Below are 20,452 nucleotides of genomic sequence, written 5' to 3' on the forward strand. Positions count from 1 at the left end.
GAATCAAAACCCGCTGGCTTACCACTTGCCGACGCCCCAATGCACAAGCGGCGGCCGAAGGCCCCCGCCAAGCGCGCGGATTTATAGGGTTTGGGTGCATGCCCTGTCAACCAAGGCGGGGCACCCCGGGACCAGCCTGTCCCCTGGCCCTTGTGAGAGATCTGGCGTCCCGGACACCTGTCACGCGCGAGGGGCACCTTGTGCTAGGGTCGCGGCGCCGCGGCCGGCGCGACGCCTCGCTGCCCGCCGCCACACCCTCGAGGAGACCATTCGATGTCGCTGCATCCCTCTCACGGACGAACGCGCCGCCGCGCCGTCGCCGTCGCCCTCTGCCTGCTCGCGGCTCCGGCCCTCGCCGACGCCGCTCCTGCTCCCGCGACAACCGCCGCGCCCGCGACCGCCAAGGTTGTGAAGAAGGGCAAGGCCCAGTCCGGCCCCGGCTTCGACCTGCCGATCCAGAACTTCGAGCTCGCCAACGGCCTGCGCGTGTTCGTGGTCGAGGACCACTCGACGCCGTCCTTCAACATGACCCTCCTGTACGACGTCGGCTCGCGCGACGAGGTCCAGGGCCGCACCGGCTTCGCCCACCTCTTCGAACACATGATGTTCGAGGGCAGCAAGAACGTGCCGCCGATGGGCCACCTCACCTTCGTGCAGCGCGTCGGCGGCAACAACAACGCCGGCACCTCGTACGACATGACGATGTACTACAACAACCTGCCGAGCCAGTACCTCGAGCTCGGCCTCTGGCTCGAGTCGGACCGGCTCCGCTCGCTGGAGATCACCGACGCCAACTTCGAGAACCAGCGCAAGGCCGTCAAAGAAGAGAAGGCCATGCGCATGGATAACGTGCCCTACTCGGGCGCGATCCAGAACTGGCTGTCCGACGCGTGGAAGGGCACCGGCTACGGCCACACCGTGATCGGCAGCCTCGAGGACCTCGAGGCCGCCCAGACCCCCGACGTCCAGGCCTTCTTCGACAAGTACTACAGCCCCAACAACGCGGTCCTGGTGTTCGTCGGCGACATCGACTTCGCCGACCTCAAGGCCAAGGTCGAGAAGTACTTCGGCGACATCAAGCGCGGCCCGGAGCGCCCGCCCACCCCGACCGGCGCCGTCGACAAGAGCAAGCCCTTCGAGCGCAGCGTCGAGGACCCGCTGGCCCAGCAGGCGCTCTACCTGCTCGGCTGGCACACCGTCGGCCAGACCCACCCGGACCGCTACGCCCTCGACCTGCTCGGCAACATCCTGCTGGTCGGCGAGTCGGCCCGCATCCCGAAGATCCTTCAGGACGAGAAGAAGCTGGTCGCCTTCGCCGGCGGCGCCCACTTCTCGCAGCGCGACGCCGGCCTCGTGTTCGTCCAGGCCATGCCGCTGCCGACCAGCAACTTCGACGCCATCAAGCAGGTCATCCGCGACGAGGTCACCAAGATGCAGAAGTCGGGCATCAGCGCCCGCGAGCTGCAGAAGGCGATCAACAGCGAGGTCATGGGCACCGTCAGCACCCTCGCCACCAACCAGGGCCGGGCCTCCTCCATCGCCACCGGCGCGCTGTTCTACAACGACCCCAAGCGCGTCCTCACCGACCTCCAGAAGTATCAGGAGGTCACGCCCGCCGACATCAAGCGGGTCGCCAACGAGTACCTGGGCGCCAACTGGCTCACCCTCGAGATCAAGCCCGCCGCCGGCAAGGCGAACATGATGGGCCCCGGCTGAGAGCCAAGGACACGCAAACGAACATGTTGACCCGTCATCACACCACCCATCGCGTCGCCGTCCTGCTCGCCACCTCGTTCGCCCTGGTCGCCTGCAAGAAGGAGCCGCCCCCCAAGCCGCCCGAGCCGACCCCCGTCGTCGTCCCGCCGCCCGTCGTCGAGGCGCCCAAGCGCGTCTACCAGGACCCGCCCGCCGCCGCCGAGCCGCGCCCGGTGCAGTTCCCCGACCTGCAGAAGTTCACGACCAAGAACGGCATCGACGTCTACGTCGTCGAGAACCATGAGGTCCCGCTCATCACCGCCCAGCTGGTCATCCGCGCCGGCACCATGGACGACGAGCAGCTGGCCGAGATGACCGCGCAGATGCTCGGCGAGGGCACCAAGTCGCGGACCAAGGCCAAGATCGACGAGGAGATCGAGTTCGTCGGCGGCAGCCTCGGGGCCGGCGCCGGCGCCCACGACACCAACGTCTTCGCCCAGGTCATGAAGAAGGACACCAAGCTGGCCCTCACGCTGATGGCCGACGAGGTGATCAACCCGGCCTTCCCCGAGGCCGCGCTGACCAAGCTCAAGGACAAGGCCAAGACCGCCCTCAAGGCGATGAAGGCCGACGCCGACGGCCTCGCCGACACCCTGTTCGGCATGGCCGCCTACCCCGCGGGTCACCCCTACGGCCGGCCCATGCCGACCGATGCCCAGATCGACGGCGTCAACATCGACGCGCTCAAGAAGTTCCACAGCAGCTTCTACCGGTCGAACAACGCCTACCTGATCCTCTCCGGCGACATCACCCCGGCGAGGCGCAGCCGCTGATCGAGAGCATCTTCGGCAAGTGGAAGCCGATCGAGGGCCAGGCCCCGGTCAACCCGCTCAACGGCTTCAAGGACTACAAGCTGCCGACCAAGCTGGTCATCCACCTGGTCGACCGCCCCGGCTCGGCCCAGTCCGAGGTCCGCATCGGCAACCTCGCCCTCGCCCGCAAGCACCCCGACTGGATCCGCTTCGACATGGCCTCGCGGATCTTGGGCGGCGGCTCGACCGGTCGCCTCTTCCTCGACGTCCGCGAGGAGAAGGGCCTCACCTACGGCGTCTACTCGCAGATGGAGCCCGGCCAGGCCCCCGGCACCTGGACCATCTGGACCAAGACCAAGACCAAGACCACCGGCGAGATGCTCACCGCCCTGTTCGGCCACATCAAGAAGATGCGCGACGAGGAGCCGACCCAGAAGGAGTACGACGAGGTCCTCACCCAGGCCGTCGGCAGCTTCCCCCTCGGCATCGAGACCGCCGACCAGATCGCCGGCCGCGTCCGCACGATCCTCACCTTCGGCCTCCCGCAGGACTACTGGAAGACCTACCGCGACGAGGTCCGCAAGGTCCAGATCACGGACATCAAGACGATGGCCCGCAAGTACATGCACGAGATCCCCGTGGTCGTCGTCGTCGGCCGCGCCGACAAGGTCGAGCCGCAGATCAAGGAGGTCCTGCCGGGCGCCACGATCGTGCACTACAACACGGACCTCGAGTGCACCGACAAGGGCAACCCCCTGTGCGCCGCCAACCAGCCCAAGGCCGCACTGGCCCCCGCTTCGGCCCCCGCTCCGGCCGCTGCTCCCGTGGCAGCCGCTCCGGCCCCCGCGGCCGCTCCCGCAGCCAAGAAGTGACCCGACCCCCGCGGTCGTGGTAACCGAACCGGGTCCCGCATTCGCTTCCGCGTCGGAAGCATGCGGGACCCTCTCGCGTCAGGGGTACCCATGTGCGGCATCATCGGCTACACCGGCCCTCGCCAGGCCGTCCCGATCCTCCTCGACGGCCTGCGCAAGCTCGAGTACCGCGGCTATGACAGCGCCGGCGTCGCGGTCCACACCACCCGCGCCACCGGCACCACCGACAGTGGTGAGCGACCCGTCCTCGACGTGGTCCGCTGCAAGGGCAAGATCGCCGCCCTCGCCGACCAGCTGGGCCAGACCCCGCTGCCCGGCCACTGCGGCGTCGGCCACACCCGCTGGGCCACCCACGGCCGACCCTCCGAGCTAAACGCCCACCCGCACCGCGTCGGCCGCGTCGCCGTCGTGCACAACGGCATCATCGAGAACCACGCCGAGCTGCGCAGCCAGCTGGTCGCGGCCGGCCGCGCCTTCGCCAGCGAGACCGACACCGAGGTCATCGCCCACCTCATCGAGCGCGAGCTGGAGCGCGAGCCCGACCTCCTGCGCGCCGTCCTCCGCGTCGTACCGCTGCTGCACGGCACCTGGGGCCTCGCCGTCGTCCACGACGGCGAGCCCGACGCGATCGTCGCGGCGCGCCACAGCTCGCCGCTGCTGCTCGCCCTCGGCGGCCCCGGACTCGGCGAGGACAGCCCCGGCCCGGAGAACTTCGTCGCCTCCGACGTCGCCGCCGTGCTGGCCTACACCCGCCACGTCATCGACCTCGAGGACGGCGACGTCGCCCGCGTCACCCCCACCAGCCACGAGATCGTCGACGCCAGTGGCAGGGCCGTCCAGCGCCCGCGTCGCCGCGTCGACTGGAGCCCGCAGGCCGCCGAGAAGCAGGGCTTTCGCCACTTCATGCTCAAGGAGATCCACGAGCAGGCCCGCGCGATCCACCAGACCATGCTGGGCAACGGCCTGCTCGCCGACGACGCTCGCATGGGCGGCCTCCAGCTCGAGCTCGGCGAGCGCAGCCGCATCATCATGCTCGCCTGCGGCACCTCGTGGCACGCGGCGCTCACCGGCCGCTACCTGATCGAGAGCCTCGCGCGGATCCCCGTCGAGGTCGACATCGCCAGCGAGTTCCGCTACCGCGACCCGATCGTCCGCCCCGGTGACATCGCCCTCGCCATCTCGCAGTCCGGCGAGACCGCCGACACCCTCGCCGCGCTCAAGGAGGCCGGCCAGCGCGGCGCCCGAACCCTCGCGATCTGCAACGTCCAGGGCGCGAGCCTCAGCCGCGTCGCCGAACAGACCCTCTACACCCACGCGGGCCCCGAGATCTCGGTCGCCTCCACCAAGGCCTTCACCACCCAGCTGACCCTGATGACGATGCTGGCGATCCACCTCGGCCGCCGCACCGGCACCCTCGCCCCGGAGCGCGCCGCCAGGCTCATCGAGGGCCTGCAGAGCCTGCCGCTCTACGTCGACAACCTCCTGGCCCAGAGCGCCGCGATCAAGATCATCGCCCGCCGCTACATGGGCGCCCGCGACTGCCTCTTCCTCGGCCGCGGCCTGTGCTACCCGGTGGCCCTCGAGGGCGCGCTCAAGCTCAAGGAGATCAGCTACATCCACGCCGAGGGCCACGCCAGCGGCGAGATGAAGCACGGCCCGATCGCGCTGGTCGACGAGCAGATGCCGGTCGTGGTCATCGCCCTGCGCGGGCCCGGCTACAGCAAGGTGCTCTCCAACCTCGAGGAGGTGCGCGCCCGCGGGGGCAAGATCATCGCCCTCGCCACCATGGGCGACCAGGCCTTAGGCGACCTCGCCGACGACATCATCCTGGTCCCCGACATCGCCGAGGAGCTGCAGCCGATCCTCGCCAGCGTGCCGCTCCAGCTGCTCGCCTACCACTTCGCCGACCTCAAGGGCACCGACGTCGACCAGCCCCGCAACCTCGCCAAGTCCGTCACCGTGGAGTGACGCTGGCGCGAGATCCTGACGCGCCTACCCGATCGGCGGCGTCAGGCACTCGATCGTCGTCTCGATGCGAAAGTTCGACTCCTTCGTGTGCCGCTCCGCGAAGAAGAAGTCGAGCTGGTAGGTCCCGCCCGGTGAGATCCCCAGGTCGCCGGCCAGATCGTCGAGCACCGCCTCGGCCTCCTCGGGCCCGTGCACGCCCCCGAGGTCCATCGCCAGCTTCCTGTTGATGAACACGAACAGGTCGTCGTCCCCGCGGAACTTGAACACCTCGCCGCCGCGGTAGACGAACTCCGTGTGCAGCTCGAGCGTGAAGTGATAGTTGTGCTCGTGACCCTCGGCGCCGAAGCCCTTGCCGTCGAGCACGAAGAACGCCGGGTTGTCGTAGCTGTACAGGCCGCCGCCCGCGTCCGCGAGGGCGATGTCGACCGAGAACGGCGCGTTGACGCCGGCCACGTCGCGGTACCACTGGTCGAAGTTCGCCTTGCCCGTGGTCGACACCGTCACGTCGGGGCTGGCGTACACCGGCTTGTCGTCGTCGCCGAGGTCAGGCAGCACGATGCCCTTCTCGCTCTTGATCTTGTACTCGAAGTCCGGGTGCGACTCCTTGAAGTCGCGGACCGTCGCGTGCAGCACGTGGTCGCACTCGTCGCCCGGCGTGTCGCCGCCCACCTCGTTGCCGAAGCCGGTCGTGAAGCCCGACTCGATGCTGGTCGCCGGGAAGCTGTCGCCCGTGTCGCCCGGGCCGCTCACACCGGTCGACCCCGAGCCGCCGCTGATGCCACCTGTCCCTTCGGACATCCCTACCGAGCTCCCCTCGCCGCCGAGCGTGATGCCGGACACCGAGGCCGAGGTGGGCGTCGACGCCGAGCCGTCGCTGGCCTCGCGGCGCGTGTCGTCGCCGCAGGCGCTCATGAGCGCGAGACAGAGGAGGACATGGGCACGTCGGGGCATCCCCGGAGACTGCCGGGCCCCGCCGCCGGGCGCAAGACCGCGCGCGCCGACGCATGATCTCCCGCGGACAAACCGCCACCGCTAGCCTCACCGAGCTCCACGGGCGTCGCGGCCCGGCCACACCGCGCTTGACCCCAAACGACCGGCGGACCCCGCAGCTCGCCTGCTCGCTCCGCCCCACGTAGTCCTGTCCGACGGTACCCCTCGCGGCGCGCCCGTGGAGCCCGAAAATTCGCCCCGACTAGCGCCGCGTCACGCCGCTCAACATCGTCGCGGCGTTGCTGCCCGCGTGCAGGCTCGTCCCGGCCAGCACCTCACCAGTGTCGGCCGCCCGTGCGTAGCGGCGACGGGCCCGGGTGAACCACGCCGCCCCGCCCGCGCCCAGACCGATCACCCACGGCGCGACCCGGCCCCAGCCGTCCGGGCCGTCGCCCTCGCCGAGCGCGAGGTCGAAGAGGCGACCGAGCAAGTAGCTCGACGCGTACGCGCACACGCCCACGCTGACCACCATCGCCACGTTGCGCGACCACGTCAGCGCCTGCGGGCTGTTGGGCCACACCCGCATGCGCAGGAAGCGGATGTACAAATACGCGGGCGTCGCCAGCGTCGCCACCGCGGCGAGCACCGCCAGCCGACCCGCCGCGCCCGGCAGCGACGACGCCGTGAACGCGGCCGTCAGCGCCTCGGCCAGCCCGCCGACCAGGATCACGAAGGCCACCGCCGACATCGCCGCCAGCTCCGGTCGCGCCCGCCTCGCTACCGCCGCGAGCTCGCCGTCGCCGCGACCGAGCGCCCGCGTCGCCACGATCGCCGAGCTACCCGGGACCGTCGGGCCGTCGCTGCCGCCCGCGTGAAAGCCCGCGAACGCCTCACCGAGCGCCTCCAGGGTCGGGTAGCGCTCCTCACGGTCGCGGGCCATCGCCCGCTGCAGCACCATCTCGAAGTCCTCCGGCACGTCGGGCGCCACGCTGCGCGGCCGCGGCGGCTCCGACATCAGGACCGCGTGCAGGGCCGCCGCCGCGTCGTTGAGGTCGTAGGGCCCGCGGCCCGTGACGCAGCAGTAGGCGATCGCCCCGACCGCATAGATATCGGCCCGCGCGTCGACCCGCTCGCCCCGCGCCTGCTCCGGCGCCATGAAGGCCGGGGTACCCATCACCACGCCGGTCTGGGTCGCCTTGGCGTCGTCGGGCCCGCGCAGGCGGGCGATGCCGAAGTCGATCAGCTTCACCGTCGGCCGCGCCGGGTCGCCGACGAGGAACAGGTTGTTCGGCTTGAGGTCGCGGTGGATCACGCCGCGGGCGTGCACCGCCGCCAGCACGTCGCACACCTGCCCGAGGATGTGCACCGTGTCGGCGATGCTGAGTCGACCCTCGCGCTCGAGCCGCTGGCCCAGGTCCTCGCCGCGGAGAAACTCGGTGACGATGAAGGGCACCCCGTCGAGCGTGCTCTGCACGTCGAACACGCGGATCACGTTCGGGTGATCGATCGCGTCCGCGATCTCCGCCTCGCGGCGAAACCGGGACACGACCTCGACATCCCCCGCCAGCGTGCGGTGCAAGATCTTCACCGCCAGGCTGCGATCCGGCAGCCGCACGTGCCGGGCCTCGTACACCCGGCCCATCCCGCCGTCGGCGATCACCGCGTCGATGCGGTAGCTGCCCCCCAGCGTCGTCCCGACGTAGGGGTCGTCGACCTCACCCGCCGGCGCCTCCAGCTCGAAGGCGTCGCGCGGGCACACGCGAAAGTCCGCCGGGTAGCGCTCGCCACACTTGGGACAGCGCTTCGGCAACCCCGCCCGCGCCGGACCCACGGCCTCGTGCGCCGACGCAGCACTCGAGTCGCCCGCCGCCATGGCCGCGAGCATAGACCCTCGCCGGCTCGCCGCGCCACCGCTTCGATCGCCACTCCGGGCTCATCGCGTCGCATCACGAGCGGACCCGGTCGACCGGAGGACGCACCAAAATGTGGGCGCCATGTCCTCGCGCGACACCATGGGCGGACCCGGTCGACCGCGCCAATCGCAGCCCGCAGACGCCCCCGTGCCCGCAGCGAGTCGCCGCCGCGCCGTTCGGCCCCGCGCGCACGACGTCCCACTCCTTGGCACAGCATCGATCGCGGCCGCCTCAGCCGGCCTCACGCGACCACTGGCCCGACTTGCCACCTGACTTTTCGACCAGCTCGATCACCTCGATCACCATGCCGCGGTCCATCGCCTTGCACATGTCGTAGATCGTCAGGACCGCCGCCGCCGCCGCCGTCATCGCCTCCATCTCGGGACCAGTGCGGTCGACCGCCGCGACCTGCACGACCACGTCGACGCCCGGTAGATCTTCCCGCACCGTGAAGTCGACGGAGATCCCGGTCAGCCGCACCGGATGACACAGCGGGATCAGATCCGGCGTCCGCTTGGCCCCCGAGATCGCCGCCAGCCGGGCCACCCCGAGCACGTCGCCCTTGCCCACCGCGCCGCTGACGATGCGCGCAAGCGTGGCGCCGGCCATGCGGATCCGGGCCCGCGCGACCGCCCCACGCGGCGTCTCCGGCTTGTCCGTCACCGCCACCATCCGCGCCGCGCCGCCAGGGTCGAAGTGACTCAGTGGGTCGCTCATCGCCCCAACCGTACGCGGCCTCAAACGTCACGTCCACGCCCGTTGCGGGCCCTGGCGTGGAGCACCCAGCCTCCGCGCTGGCGTGATATCCATGGGCCCGGCCCTAGGACTGCCAGGGGCCCCCGCAGGCTCACGCACATGAAGATCGGCATCCCGAAGGAGATCCACCCGGGCGAACGCCGGGTGGCTGCCACCCCGGACACCGCCAAGCGCCTCAAGAGCTTCGGATTCGACGTCATCGTCGAGTCCGGAGCCGGCGCCGCCGCGGAGTTCGTCAACCTCGCGTACACCGACGTCGGCTGCGAGATCGTGCCCGACGCGCGCAGCCTGTGGGCCGCGGCGGACGTCGTGCTCAAGGTGCGACCGCCGACCGCCGATGAGGTCCTGCTGCTGCGCGAGGGCGGCACCCTGATCAGCTTCATTTACCCCGCGCAGAACAAGCAGCTGCTCGAGCAGCTCGCCGCGCGCAAGGCCACCGTCATCGCGATGGACGCCGTCCCGCGGATCTCCCGCGCGCAGAAGCTCGACGCGCTGTCGTCGATGGCCAACATCTCCGGCTACCGCGCGATCGTCGAGGCCGCCAACAACTTCGGCCGCTTCTTCACCGGCCAGATCACCGCCGCCGGCAAGGTCCCGCCGGCCAAGGTGCTGGTGATCGGCGCCGGCGTGGCCGGCCTCGCCGCGATCGGCGTCGCCAAGGGCCTCGGCGCGATCGTCCGCTCCTTCGACACCCGCCCGGTCGTCAAGGAGCAGATCGAGAGCATGGGCGCCGAGTTCCTGCTCCTCGACTTCAAGGAGGACGGCACCGGCGAGGGCGGCTACGCCAAGCCGATGAGCGAGGAGTTCATCGCCGCCGAGATGGACCTGTTCCGCCGTCAGGCCAAAGAGGTCGACATCATCATCACCACCGCGCTGATCCCCGGCCGCCCCGCGCCGAAGCTGATCACCCGCGACATGCTCGACCTCATGCGCCCGGGCTCCGTGCTCGTCGACCTCGCCGCCGAGGCCGGCGGCAACTGCGAGGCCACCGTCCCCGGCGAGAAGGTCCAGTACGCCGGCGTCACCGTCGTCGGCTACACCGACCTCCCCAGCCGCATGGCCAGCCAGTCGAGCCAGCTCTACGGCAGCAACCTGTGCCACCTCCTCGACGACATGGGCAAGGCCGCCAACTACCGCGTCGACGAGAACGACGAGGTCGTCCGCGGCGCCCTCGTCCTCCGCCACGGCGAGCTCAAGTGGCCGCCCCCCAAGCCCGCCGCCGCACCAACACCCGCAGCGAAGCCCGCCGAGCCCAAGCCCGCCGCGACCCCCGTGGCCACCAGCAAGCCCGCGAGCAAGCCCGCAAGCAAGCCTCGGGGGCACGGCGGCGGCCACCACGGCCCACCCGCGGGCGAGCCCGGCAGTCCGCTGCCGCTGCTGCTCGCTGGCGCCGCGCTGGTCGGCATCGGCGTCGGCGCCCCGCCGGCCTTCCTCAGCCACTTCACCGTGTTCGTGCTGGCCTGCTTCATCGGCTACCAGGTCGTGTGGAACGTGGCGCCTGCGCTGCACACCCCGCTGATGAGCGTCACCAACGCGATCAGCGGCATCATCATCCTCGGCGGCATGCTGCAGGTCTCGGGGGCGCCCACCTCGGCCGCCACGATCCTCGGCGCGGCGGCGATCCTGCTGGCGACCATCAACGTCGCCGGCGGCTTCCTCGTCACCCAGCGCATGCTCAAGATGTTCCGCAAGTAAGGTCCTCGCAACGTGTCGTACAGCCTCCTCACTGTCACGTATATCGCCGCCAGCGCCCTCTTCATCATGAGCCTGGGCGGCCTCTCCCGGCAGGAGACCGCCCGCCGCGGCAACCTCTACGGCATCATCGGCATGCTGCTCGCCGTGCTCGCCACCGCGTTCGGCCAGAACCTCGCCGGGGCGATGAACGTCGGCAGCAGCGGCTTCGCCATGCTGGCCGTGGCGATCGTCCCGGGCGCGATCATCGGCGCCACCCTGGCCGCCCGCGTCGCCATGACCTCGATGCCCGAGCTCGTCGCCGTGCTCCACAGCTTCGTCGGCGCCGCCGCGGTGCTCGTCGGCCTCGCCTCCTTCCTCGACCCCGGCGCCCACCCCACCGGCACCGAGGGCACGATCCACAGCGTCGAGATCTTCATCGGCGTGTTCATCGGCGCGATCACCTTCACCGGCTCGGTCATCGCCTTCCTCAAGCTGCGCGGCAGCATCGGCGGCAAACCCCTGGCCCTGCCCGGCCGCCACCTGATGAACCTGGCGATGCTGCTCGGCTGCGCCTTCCTCGGCTACCAGTTCCTCGCCGACAACCACCACGGCCTCCAGCCCCTGCTCATCATGACCGGCATCGCCTGCGTCCTCGGCGTGCACATGGTCATGGCGATCGGCGGCGCCGACATGCCCGTCGTCGTCTCGATGCTCAACAGCTACTCCGGCTGGGCCGCCGCCGCCGCCGGCTTCATGCTCTCCAACGACCTGCTCATCGTCACCGGCGCCCTGGTCGGCAGCAGCGGCGCGATCCTCTCGTACATCATGTGCAAGGCGATGGCCCGCTCCTTCCTCAGCGTCATCGCCGGCGGCTTCGGCAGCGACAGCGGCGCCGTGGCGGCCCCCAAGGGCGACGCCCCGGTCGGCGAGTGCAAGGAGTACTCGCTCGACGAGGTCGTCCAGGCCCTCCGCGACGCCCGCAGCGTCATCGTCGTCCCCGGCTACGGCATGGCCGTCGCCCAGGCCCAGCACCCCGTCGCCGAGATCACCAAGCTCCTGCGCGCCCGCGGCTGCGACTTCCACTTCGCCATCCACCCAGTCGCGGGCCGCCTGCCAGGCCACATGAACGTCCTGCTCGCCGAGGCCAACGTCCCCTACGACATCGTCATGGAGATGGACGAGATCAACAGCGACTTCCCCACCACGGACGTCGTCCTCGTCATCGGCGCCAACGACATCGTCAACCCCGGCGCCCAGGACGACCCCAGCTCCCCGATCGCCGGCATGCCCGTGCTCGAGGTGTGGAAGAGCCGCCTGGTCGTCGTCATGAAGCGCGGCAAGGGCGTCGGCTACGCCGGCGTCGACAACCCGCTCTTCTACAAGGACTGCACCCGCATGCTCTACGGCGACGCCAAGAAGAACGTCGACGCCCTGCTCACCCGCCTACGCGACGAGTGAGCCAGGTCGTCCCGCCCACCCCACCTAGGGCGACACGTACACCCACAGGTAGCGCGGCCCGCCCAGGTTCTGCCCGAAGCAGTTCGCCGCCTCCCACGAGCACCCGTTGTTGATCGTGACGCTGAGGCTGGCCTCGTTGCAGCCGTTGCCGTTGCCCCACCAGCTCACCCCGGTGTGCGGGTGATTACCGGTCGCGTAGATCTGGTTCTGGGTCACGAAGTCGTTCTTGTTCTGATCCTTCGCCTCGGTGATCAGCCCCATCTCCGGGTAGGCGTTGAGCCCGTCCTTGAAGACGTTCTTGTTGACCGTGATGAAGCGGTACTGGTTGGTGCTCGCCCCGCAGGCGATGCGCAGCTTCTTGAACTGCGTCCCCACACAGTCGTTGCCCCACTCCTTCGGCACCTCGTCGCCGCCGGGCTGGTCGAGGTAGCCCTCGCACTGCTGCCAGCAGCCGTCCGCCGAGAAGTCCGGCCCGACCTGCCCCATGAAGTTCGGCGCCATCGCGCTCACGCACATCGAAGTGTTGAAGCCGCAGCCGCCGCACGCCAGCGTCCCGCAGTTGAAGCCCGGGATGTCCTTGCAGGTCTTGCCCTTGAGGTCGTTGCCCTGACAGTCGCACTCGGTGCAGTCCGTGCGGCACGGCCCGGTGTTGTCGTTGTTCATCCCGCCCGCGTCGCACTCCTCCACGCCCGCCTGCACGAAGCCGTCCCCGCACTTCGCCGGCTGGCAGGTGTCGAGGCAGCCGTCCGTGTTCACCTGGTTGCCGTCGTCGCAGCCCTCGCCCATCTGCTTCACGCCGTCGCCGCAGCTGGCCGCCGCGCACATGTTGCTGCACGCGTCGTCGTCGACCTGGTTGCCGTCGTCGCAGCCCTCGACCCCCTCCCACACCAGCCCGTCGCCGCACACCGCCGCGACGCAGGTGTCGAGGCAGCCGTCCGTGTTCTCCGCGTTGCCGTCGTCGCAGCCCTCGGCGCCCTGCACGAAGCCGTCGCCGCACTTCGCCGCCACGCAGGTGTCCAGGCACTCGTCGTCGTTGTCGACGTTGGCGTCGTCGCACTCCTCGACCCCGACCTGGACGAAGCCGTCGCCACACGCCGCCTTCTTGCAGATGTCGAGGCACTCGTCGGTGTTGACCGCGTTGCCGTCGTCGCAGGCCTCGCCGCCCTCGACCTTGCCGTCGCCGCAGATCGGCGCCGGCTCGGTCGTCGCGTTGCTCGCCCCGGAGTCCGTGTCGGGCCCCGTGCCGCTCTCGCCTGTCCCGCCCGGCCCGCCCGACGTCGACTCCGGCCCGCTCGTCGTCGGCGCCGGCATCCCGCTCGTCGACTCCATCCCCGTCGACGAGGTCATCGGCGTCGTCACCGTCACGAAGCCGGTGGTCGGGTCCTCACCGCCGGCGCAGGCGAGCAGCAACGAGACGGGCAACAACGAAGGGTGTAAGCGGGCCATGGCCCAGGATATGCCAGCCTGATGGCCCGTGGCGGCCACCCCCCGCGCACCAGCGCCTGACGCCGCCGCGCCGCCACCCGGAGCACCGCGAGGTCGGCGAGACGCGCTTGACCGCTAGCGCAGCCGCGCCGTCACCCGCAACACCCCCGGGTGCTCCGGCGGCACCGCGAGCGCCAGCGCCTCGACGTCGAGACCCTCGGCCCGCAGCGCCCGCGTGCGCGCGCGCAGCAGCCCGCGCAGGTCGAGGCCTGGCAGGCGACCTGTCCCTGGGGCCAGGAGCGCGTCGAGCCGCGCCTCGACCTCGCCGAGCTCGAGCAACGCGCCGAAGCACGGCGCCAGCGTGCCGCCCTCGACGCAGGTGATGCGCAGGCGATCGACCCGCCCGCCGAGCTCGATCCGCCCGCTGTCCGCGTCGAAGCGCGGCATCACCCATCCGCGCCCCGCAGCCACCACGGCCCCCGCAGCCTCGCCACCGCGCAGGTCGAGCCGCAAGCCGCCGAAACTCAACGCCCACGCGTCCCCCTCCGGCCCTGGCGCGCCCTGGTCCGCCGCCATCAGCACCGGCGGCCGCTCCACCCGCAGCCCCGCCAGCGTGAGCAGGGTCCACGCCCGCAGCTCATGATCCACCTGCGCCGTCCAGCCCGCGGCGGACACCTGCTCGGCCAGCAAACCATTGCCGGTCCACGCGTGCAGCAGCGCGTTCACGACGTCGATCGACAGGTCGAGCTGCACGTCGGCCGGCGCCCCAGACATGTCCTCCGGGACAGCTCGCTGCGGCAGCGCCACCCCGCGCCGCACCGGGCCCGGGACCGCCGACCCGGGCTCCAGCGACCGCAGCCACAGCTGGGCCGCGATCCCCGTGCCCGCCGCGATCGTCACCGGCCCGCAAAATCCGAGCGCCACCGCCGAGCGTGGCTCAGCGACCAGCAGCTCCGCCCGCTCCGGAAGCAGCGCCAGCGCGCCGACCTGCTCCAGCCCGCGTCGCAGCTGCGTGCGCACCTCCTCGTGCGCCCGCTTGCTCACGTACCTGTCCGCGAGGACATATCCACCGATCGCCCCCAGCGGCGCCAGCGGCCCCGTCAGCGCCGCCCCGACCGCCGCCCCGCCGACCGTCGCCTGGGTGCGGATCTCCCCGCCAAACTCGACCGGCCCGAGCCACACGAGCCCCAGCGCCAGCCCCCGCGGCCCGCTCGGCGCGACCTGCAGATACGCATCCACGGCCACGCGATTGACCCCCGCCAGCGCCACCCGCACGCGCAACGAGTCCTTCAGCAAGATCAGCTCCGCCCGCTCGAGCGTCGTCGCCGGCCCGAGCAGCGGGCTCGCCTGCGCCGCCGCCAGCAGCTTCTCACGCAGGGGCGGCACCAGCAGCCGCTGAATCGCCCCCTCGGCGATCGTCAGCGCCAGCCCGCACGGCCGATCCTCATCAGCTGTCCCTTCAGACAGCTCGGCAAACGGCCCCACCAGCAGCGTGTCGGTGATCGTCTGCGTGCGCCCGCCCTGCTGCGTCAGCGCCAGCTCGATCAGGTGGTGCCCCGGCCCCGCGCCATCCAGCCCCAGCGTCAGCGCCCCGCCGTCCCGCACCACAGGCACTGGCAACCCGTCGATCCTCGCCACCAGCCGCTCTGCCAGCGCCGCCGGTGACACCGTCCCGCGCCAGCGCAGACCCGACGCCGACGCCGCGCTCGCGCCCGGCGTCGCGACCTCGACACGCAGCGGCACCACCTGCGCCGCCTCCCGCAGCAGCTCGCGCCCGCCGGCGAAGCAGAGCCCCGCCAGCCCGAGCCCCGCCAGCGCCGCTCGCCTAGCGCGCACCGTACACCACCACCAGAGAGACCAGCTCGATCGCCACCACCCACAGCGTACAGGCCATCACGCTGCGCACCATCGCCGCCGTCACCGACTCGGCGCTGGTCTTCTCCTGCGACCCCTTCGCCACGGCATCACTCGCTATCCCCACCGCGTAGATCACCACCAGCACCGCCGCCCGCGTGCGAAACACCGCCCGCTCCGCCGGCGGGTCGAACAGGTCCGCGGTCACCAGCGCCAGCGCGTCGCCGGCCTCGGGCGCATACAGCTGCAAGTACGCGACCCCGCCCGCCACCATCCCCGCGGTGAACAGCGCCGCGAGCACGACGTAGCTGAGCGCCAGCGCCAGCCAGGCGGGCAGCCACAGGTAGCGCGCCTCCGCGATCCCGAGCCCGCGCAGCGCCGCGGTCTGCCGCGTCAGCGACATCCCGCCGAGCCACGCCGTGATCGCGCTCGCCGAGGTCGCCGCGAACAGGATCGCCGACAGCGGCGGCGCCAGGGCCAGCACGTGCATCGACCCGATCAGCGAGAACACCCGGTCCGGTCGCACCGGCAGTCCGCCGCCGCCGAGCGCCCGATGAAAGATGTACAGCAGCGTGCAGCCGACCAGCAGCGACACGATCGCGAAGAACGGCGCCGGCCGCCACAGCGCCTGCGACAGCGTCACCCTCGCCACCTCCGCGAAGTCCCGCGGCCGCCGCAACGCCGCCGGGATCGCCAGCAACACCCGCGTCGCCGCCCCGAACGGCGCCGACCACGAACTCACCAGCCCGCGCAGCCGCGCTCCCCAGCCCGGCCGAACATGCCCGCCGTGCACAGCTGTCTCTCGGGACAGGCGCTCCCGCACCGCGGCCGCCAGCGCCTGCTCGACCGCCGGCACCTCCGCCGGCGATCGGGCCGGCGCCACCGCCAGCTCGACCGGCCGGCGCAGCTGCGGATCCATGTACAGGAAGCGATCCGCCAGCGCCGCCGCGAAGCCGAGGTCATGGGTGACCACCAGCGCCGTCGCCTCTCCCGCCGCGATCTGCTGGCGCAGCGTCGCCGCCAGCAGCGTGACGCGGTGCGGGTCGAGCCCGACCGACGGCTCGTCGAGCAGCAAGATCTTGCGCCCGCCGGCCAGCGTCCGCGCCACCGCCAATCGCTGCGCCTCGCCGCCGCTGACCTGCGCCGCCCCGCCCCGCTCGCTCCACGCCACCGGCAGATCGACGCGGGCGATCCACGCCGCCACCGCCGCCGCGTCCGCGCTCACCGGCGGCTCCGCGTTGCGCAGCGCCAGCGCGATGTTGTCGGCCGCGCTCAAGTGATCGAACAGCGCCCCCCGCTGCGGAACGATCCCCACCGCCGTCGCCACCCGCCGCTCACCCGCCCGCACCGCGAAGCCCCGCGCCCGCAGGCTGTCCGGCTCGTGCAGCGCCGTCGTCAGCGTCGACTTGCCCGCACCGCTCGCCCCGAACACCGCCACCACCTCACCCGCCCGCAGCTCCAGCGCTACATCCACCAGCAACGGCGCCCCGTCCGGACGATCCACGCACAACCCGCGCACCGCCAGCAGAGGCCCCGCTTTCACCTGTCCCGCGGGACCTGTCCCCTCGACCATGTCCCTCCGGCCAGCCTCACGCACTCGCTGCGGCGCCGACCTCGAGCCACGCGCGCAGGCGAGTCGCGTGCGGCTCATGCATCTCGATGCCCGGCTGGGTCACCTCGGGCATCGCGTCGCCGTGGAAGTCCGAGCCGCCGGTGACCACCAGCGCCATCTGCTTGGCCATGCGCAGCCACACCTCGCGCTCCGCGTGGGCGTAGCGGCCGTACAGCGCCTCGATGCCCTCGAGCCCCTCGCTGCGGTGGCGGCGGTACAGGTCGGCGACCAGGGCCGCCGAGCGCAGTGTGTGCGGGTGGGCGAGCGACATGCGAGCCCCGGCCGCGCGCCCGAGCTCGAGCCCCTCGGCCAGGCTGATGCGGGCGAAGGCGACGTCGGCGGGCCCGTTGTCGTGGAGGTAGCGCTCGAAGGCCTCGCGCATGCTGCGGACCGCCTTCGCGGCCACCAGCGCGCGGGCGACATCGGGTCGACCCGCCGTGCGCCCCGCCGTCTCGCGCAAGATCTGGTCGCCATCGAGATGGATCCCCAGCTCGGCCAGACGATCGACGATCGCCCGCAACCGGCTCCGACGGTCGTCGAGCACGCCCACCAGCCGCTGTGCGAGCGCGTCAGCCCCGGGCCCCTGCTTCACCCCATACATCAGCAGGTGGATCGTCTTGCCGTCGTGCTTGCAGCTCAGCTCGAGCCCTCGCAGCACCGTCACCCCCGGCAGCGCCGCCGCCGTCGCCGGGTAACCGTCGAGCGAGTCGTGGTCGGTCAGGCAGAACAGCTCGACCCCCTGCTTGCCCGCCCGCGCCGCCACCTCGGCCGCGGCCAGGCTGCCGTCCGAGTGGGTCGAATGGCAATGCAGGTCGATGCGCATCCCCGGCAGCCTAACCGATCCCCGCGCCTCGCCGCGCGGCCGGACCCACAACTCACACCAGCGCGAAACGCAGCCCGCGGTCCCGCACCACCAGCGTCCCCGCCCCGCAGTGCTCGAGCGCCGCCAGCAAGATCGTGACCCCGGCCACCACCACGTCCGCCCGCCCGCGCTCGAGACAGGGCCGCTGGCACCGCTGCGCCAGCGTCTCGCCGGCCAGAGCGTCGCGCAGCGCCTCCACCTGCGCCGTCGTGAAACGGCTGCCATCGACCCGCAGACGGTCGTAGACCGGCAACCCGAGCAGCAGCGCCGCGGTCGTCGTCGCCGTGCCCGCCAGCGCGTGCAGCACCGGGTGCGGCGTGACCGGCTGACCACGGAAGGCCGCCAGCGCCGCCTCGCGCACCGCCGCCAGCATCGCCGGCGTCGGCGGGTCCGCGCTGACCAGCCGCTCCGTCAGCCGCACCGCCCCGACCGGGTGAGACACGGCCGAGAGCATCACCTCGCCCTCACCAAGCACCAGCTCCGTCGACCCGCCGCCGATGTCGAGCACCCGCAAGGGCCCGCCCTCCGGGGTCTCGCGCGCGACCGAGAGGTAGCTGAGCCGCGCCTCCTCATCCCCGCTCAGCACCCGCACCGGCACCCCGAGCACCGCCTCCGCCGGCGCCAGGAAATCGCCCTGGTTGCTCGCCATGCGCACGCCCTCGGTCGTGACCGCCGTGATCGCCGCGCCGACGCTCTCGGCCGTCCGCCGGTACTCCGCGAGGCACACCAGCGTGCGCTCGATCGCCTCCCCCGCCAGCACCCCCGTCGCCCCGGCCCCCTGCCCGAGCCGGGTGATCGTGCTCTGGTCCCGCAGCACCGTCAGCGCCCCATCGGCCCCGCGCTCCGCCAGCAGCAACAACACGCTGTTGGTCCCGATATCGATGACAGCCCGCATACCGACCAGCCTATCCCAAGGACCAGGTCCATCGTCACCCAACCCGAAAGCAGAAACCGCCGCAAAGCGGCGGTCCCTTCTCACAACGCAGGGCCAAAGACCCGATGGCCGCGTCCGCGGCCACCCAGGCCCCGGAGGGGCCGTGGAATCAGTTCGCCCGCGGGCCCCAGTCCGGCGTGGTGCCGGCCTTGGCGATCTGCTGCTGGTTATTGCCCTGCTCGTTGGCGACGACGAGCCCGCCGACGGTCGACTGGAACGCGATCATGCGGCCGTCGGGCGACCAGGACGGGTCGAGGTTGCGGCCCGGGTTCTGGGTCAGGCGGGTCAGCTTGCCGCCGCCGGCGTCGACCGCGAAGATGTCGTAGCGGTTGCTGTTGTCGCGACCGGCGTAGGCGACCAGGCTGCCGCGCGTGCCCTGGCCGGGGTTCCAGTCCGGGGTCTGGTTGTAGTTGCCCTGCTTGCTGAGGCGGGTCGCGCCCGAGCCGTTGGAGCCCATGCGAAACACCTGCGGACCGCCGTTGCGGCTGGACACGAAGGCGAGCTGGTTGCCGCCGGGGTTCCAGGTCGGCGAGCCGTCGATCGCCGCGTTGTTGGTGAGCCGGGCCTTGATGCCGCCGCTGGTGTCGATCGTGTAGATCTCGGAGTTGCCGTCCTTCGACAGCGTCAGCGCGATCGTCGAGCCGTCGGGGCTCATCACGCCGCCGAGGTTCAGGCCCGGCTGGCTCGAGACCCGCGCCGGCGCGCCGCCGCTGGAGATCCACAGATCGGGGTTGCGCTTGGCGTAGCTGGTGAACAGCACCTGGCCGCCCGGGCCGATCGACGGCAGCACGTTGAGCGAGCGGTTGTTGGTGATCGCGCTCGGCGCCTCACCGTTCATCTCGACCTCGTACACGTTCTTCGTGACGGTCGGGGTGCGGTTGGTGCGGACGAAGGCGATGCGCGAGCCGAACACACCCGGGGTCTTGGTGTAGTGCTCGATCACGTCGTTCATGAAGCGGTTGGCCGCCTTCAACGGGTCGGTGGCCGCGTAGCCACGCGACAGCACCGGCTTGTCGCCCGCGCCGAGGTCGTAGAGGCGAAACTTGAACTGTCCGCCCGCCTCGTCCGCGAGGATCACCGACTCGGAGCCGATGTCCTGCCAGCCCTTCTTATTAAAATCCGTCGCCTTGATCAGCGCCGCCGGGATGCTTCGACGGTCCATGACCTCGAAGCCACCGGAGATAGTGGCGTTCTTGCGAAGGATGTCACCGATGCGGCCGTCGGCTGGCACCGCGAGGCGCAAGAGGCGGAAGCCCGTACCCCCGAGCTCGACACTGCTGTCAGGGGCAGCATTGGCGATCGCGGGGTCTTGGCCGGCAAAGAACGAGCCGGCGAGCAGGAGGGTGGCGAGGAAGGACGTACCGAACAGCGTGCGCATCATGGGCTACAAACACCTCTGAGCGTGAGCGACCAGAACCATACATGCGCCCCGCAAGCAAAGGAACCCCCCTGCGGCGCAAATTTTGGCCGACCCCCGCGCTTTCCGACCGATTCAGGCCGATTGGGCCCGCCTTGAGCCGATAGACGCCCGTCCACGCGCGATCTCCCGGCCGTGACCCAGCGGCGCAGCTCCCAACGGTCCGCGAAGCTCCCGCCTACTTGACCGTGCCCGACAACATCTCCGGCCACGTGCATGACACGGAGCGCCGCCGCCGCGAGCGCCCGCCTACTTGGCCTTGCCCAACTG

15 protein-coding genes are annotated in these 20,452 nt (G+C 71.3%); 6 read left to right on the forward strand and 9 right to left on the reverse strand.

Translation table 11 applies throughout. The features are described from left to right. Window positions 1-273 precede the first annotated feature (273 nt). From IPJ59_RS22140 to glmS, 4 genes are all read left to right on the forward strand, one after another. Window positions 274-1,716 carry a M16 family metallopeptidase gene (locus tag IPJ59_RS22140; protein ID WP_293248008.1) on the forward strand — a complete coding sequence of 481 codons (1,443 nt, stop codon included), beginning with the start codon at window positions 274-276 and terminating at the stop codon, window positions 1,714-1,716. Between the two features lie 23 nt (window positions 1,717-1,739). Then, the gene (locus IPJ59_RS22145) at window positions 1,740-2,528 is read left to right on the forward strand and encodes a M16 family metallopeptidase (protein WP_293273196.1); all 789 of its coding nucleotides are present in this window, start codon (window positions 1,740-1,742) and stop codon (window positions 2,526-2,528) included. A gap of 29 nt (window positions 2,529-2,557) precedes the next feature. After that, entirely contained in the window at window positions 2,558-3,379 is an 822-nt protein-coding gene (locus IPJ59_RS22150) for a M16 family metallopeptidase (protein WP_293273348.1), read from the forward strand. A gap of 90 nt (window positions 3,380-3,469) precedes the next feature. Continuing rightward, the gene (glmS, locus tag IPJ59_RS22155; RefSeq protein ID WP_293273197.1) at window positions 3,470-5,347 is read left to right on the forward strand and encodes a glutamine--fructose-6-phosphate transaminase (isomerizing); all 1,878 of its coding nucleotides are present in this window, start codon (window positions 3,470-3,472) and stop codon (window positions 5,345-5,347) included. A gap of 24 nt (window positions 5,348-5,371) precedes the next feature. Here the strand turns inward: glmS and IPJ59_RS22160 are convergent, their stop codons facing one another. The 3 genes from IPJ59_RS22160 to moaC form a co-directional block, all read right to left on the reverse strand. After that, a complete protein-coding gene (locus tag IPJ59_RS22160; RefSeq protein WP_293273198.1) occupies window positions 5,372-6,298 on the reverse strand; it encodes a fibro-slime domain-containing protein in 927 nt (308 codons plus the stop codon). 241 nt (window positions 6,299-6,539) lie between these two features. Further along, window positions 6,540-8,150, reverse strand: a complete 1,611-nt coding sequence (locus IPJ59_RS22165; protein WP_293273199.1) for a serine/threonine-protein kinase — start codon at window positions 8,148-8,150, stop codon at window positions 6,540-6,542. Window positions 8,151-8,421: 271 nt separating this feature from the next. Next, window positions 8,422-8,907 (reverse strand): cyclic pyranopterin monophosphate synthase MoaC, encoded by a 486-nt coding sequence (moaC, locus tag IPJ59_RS22170; protein WP_293273200.1) that lies wholly within the window; start codon window positions 8,905-8,907, stop codon window positions 8,422-8,424. A 138-nt stretch (window positions 8,908-9,045) separates the two neighbouring features. Between moaC and pntA the strand changes: the two genes are divergently transcribed. Together pntA and IPJ59_RS22180 are read left to right on the forward strand one after the other, a co-directional pair. After that, a complete protein-coding gene (gene pntA, locus IPJ59_RS22175) occupies window positions 9,046-10,641 on the forward strand; it encodes a Re/Si-specific NAD(P)(+) transhydrogenase subunit alpha (RefSeq protein WP_293273201.1) in 1,596 nt (531 codons plus the stop codon). Between the two features lie 12 nt (window positions 10,642-10,653). Beyond that, entirely contained in the window at window positions 10,654-12,078 is a 1,425-nt protein-coding gene (locus tag IPJ59_RS22180; RefSeq protein ID WP_293273202.1) for an NAD(P)(+) transhydrogenase (Re/Si-specific) subunit beta, read from the forward strand. A 24-nt stretch (window positions 12,079-12,102) separates the two neighbouring features. Here the strand turns inward: IPJ59_RS22180 and IPJ59_RS22185 are convergent, their stop codons facing one another. The 6 genes from IPJ59_RS22185 to IPJ59_RS22210 form a co-directional block, all read right to left on the reverse strand. Beyond that, window positions 12,103-13,524 carry a DUF4215 domain-containing protein gene (locus tag IPJ59_RS22185; RefSeq protein ID WP_293273203.1) on the reverse strand — a complete coding sequence of 474 codons (1,422 nt, stop codon included), beginning with the start codon at window positions 13,522-13,524 and terminating at the stop codon, window positions 12,103-12,105. A 114-nt stretch (window positions 13,525-13,638) separates the two neighbouring features. Next, window positions 13,639-15,339, reverse strand: a complete 1,701-nt coding sequence (locus IPJ59_RS22190) for a hypothetical protein (protein WP_293273204.1) — start codon at window positions 15,337-15,339, stop codon at window positions 13,639-13,641. Continuing rightward, window positions 15,329-16,900, reverse strand: coding sequence for an ATP-binding cassette domain-containing protein (locus IPJ59_RS22195; RefSeq protein WP_293273205.1), 1,572 nt, complete (start codon window positions 16,898-16,900; stop codon window positions 15,329-15,331). Before IPJ59_RS22195 ends, IPJ59_RS22190 begins: the two co-directional genes overlap by 11 nt. Before the next feature lie 46 nt (window positions 16,901-16,946). Beyond that, window positions 16,947-17,792: a PHP domain-containing protein gene (locus IPJ59_RS22200; protein ID WP_293247990.1), complete on the reverse strand. Its 846-nt coding sequence runs from the start codon at window positions 17,790-17,792 to the stop codon at window positions 16,947-16,949. 52 nt (window positions 17,793-17,844) lie between these two features. Beyond that, on the reverse strand, window positions 17,845-18,726 hold the full coding sequence (locus IPJ59_RS22205; protein ID WP_293273206.1) for a Ppx/GppA phosphatase family protein: 882 nt from the start codon (window positions 18,724-18,726) through the stop codon (window positions 17,845-17,847). A gap of 148 nt (window positions 18,727-18,874) precedes the next feature. Continuing rightward, window positions 18,875-20,146: a hypothetical protein gene (locus tag IPJ59_RS22210; protein ID WP_293273207.1), complete on the reverse strand. Its 1,272-nt coding sequence runs from the start codon at window positions 20,144-20,146 to the stop codon at window positions 18,875-18,877. Between the last annotated feature and the right edge of the window lie 306 nt (window positions 20,147-20,452).

Source organism: Nannocystis sp., assembly GCF_016714285.1.
Classification (GTDB): domain Bacteria; phylum Myxococcota_A; class Polyangia; order Nannocystales; family Nannocystaceae; genus Nannocystis.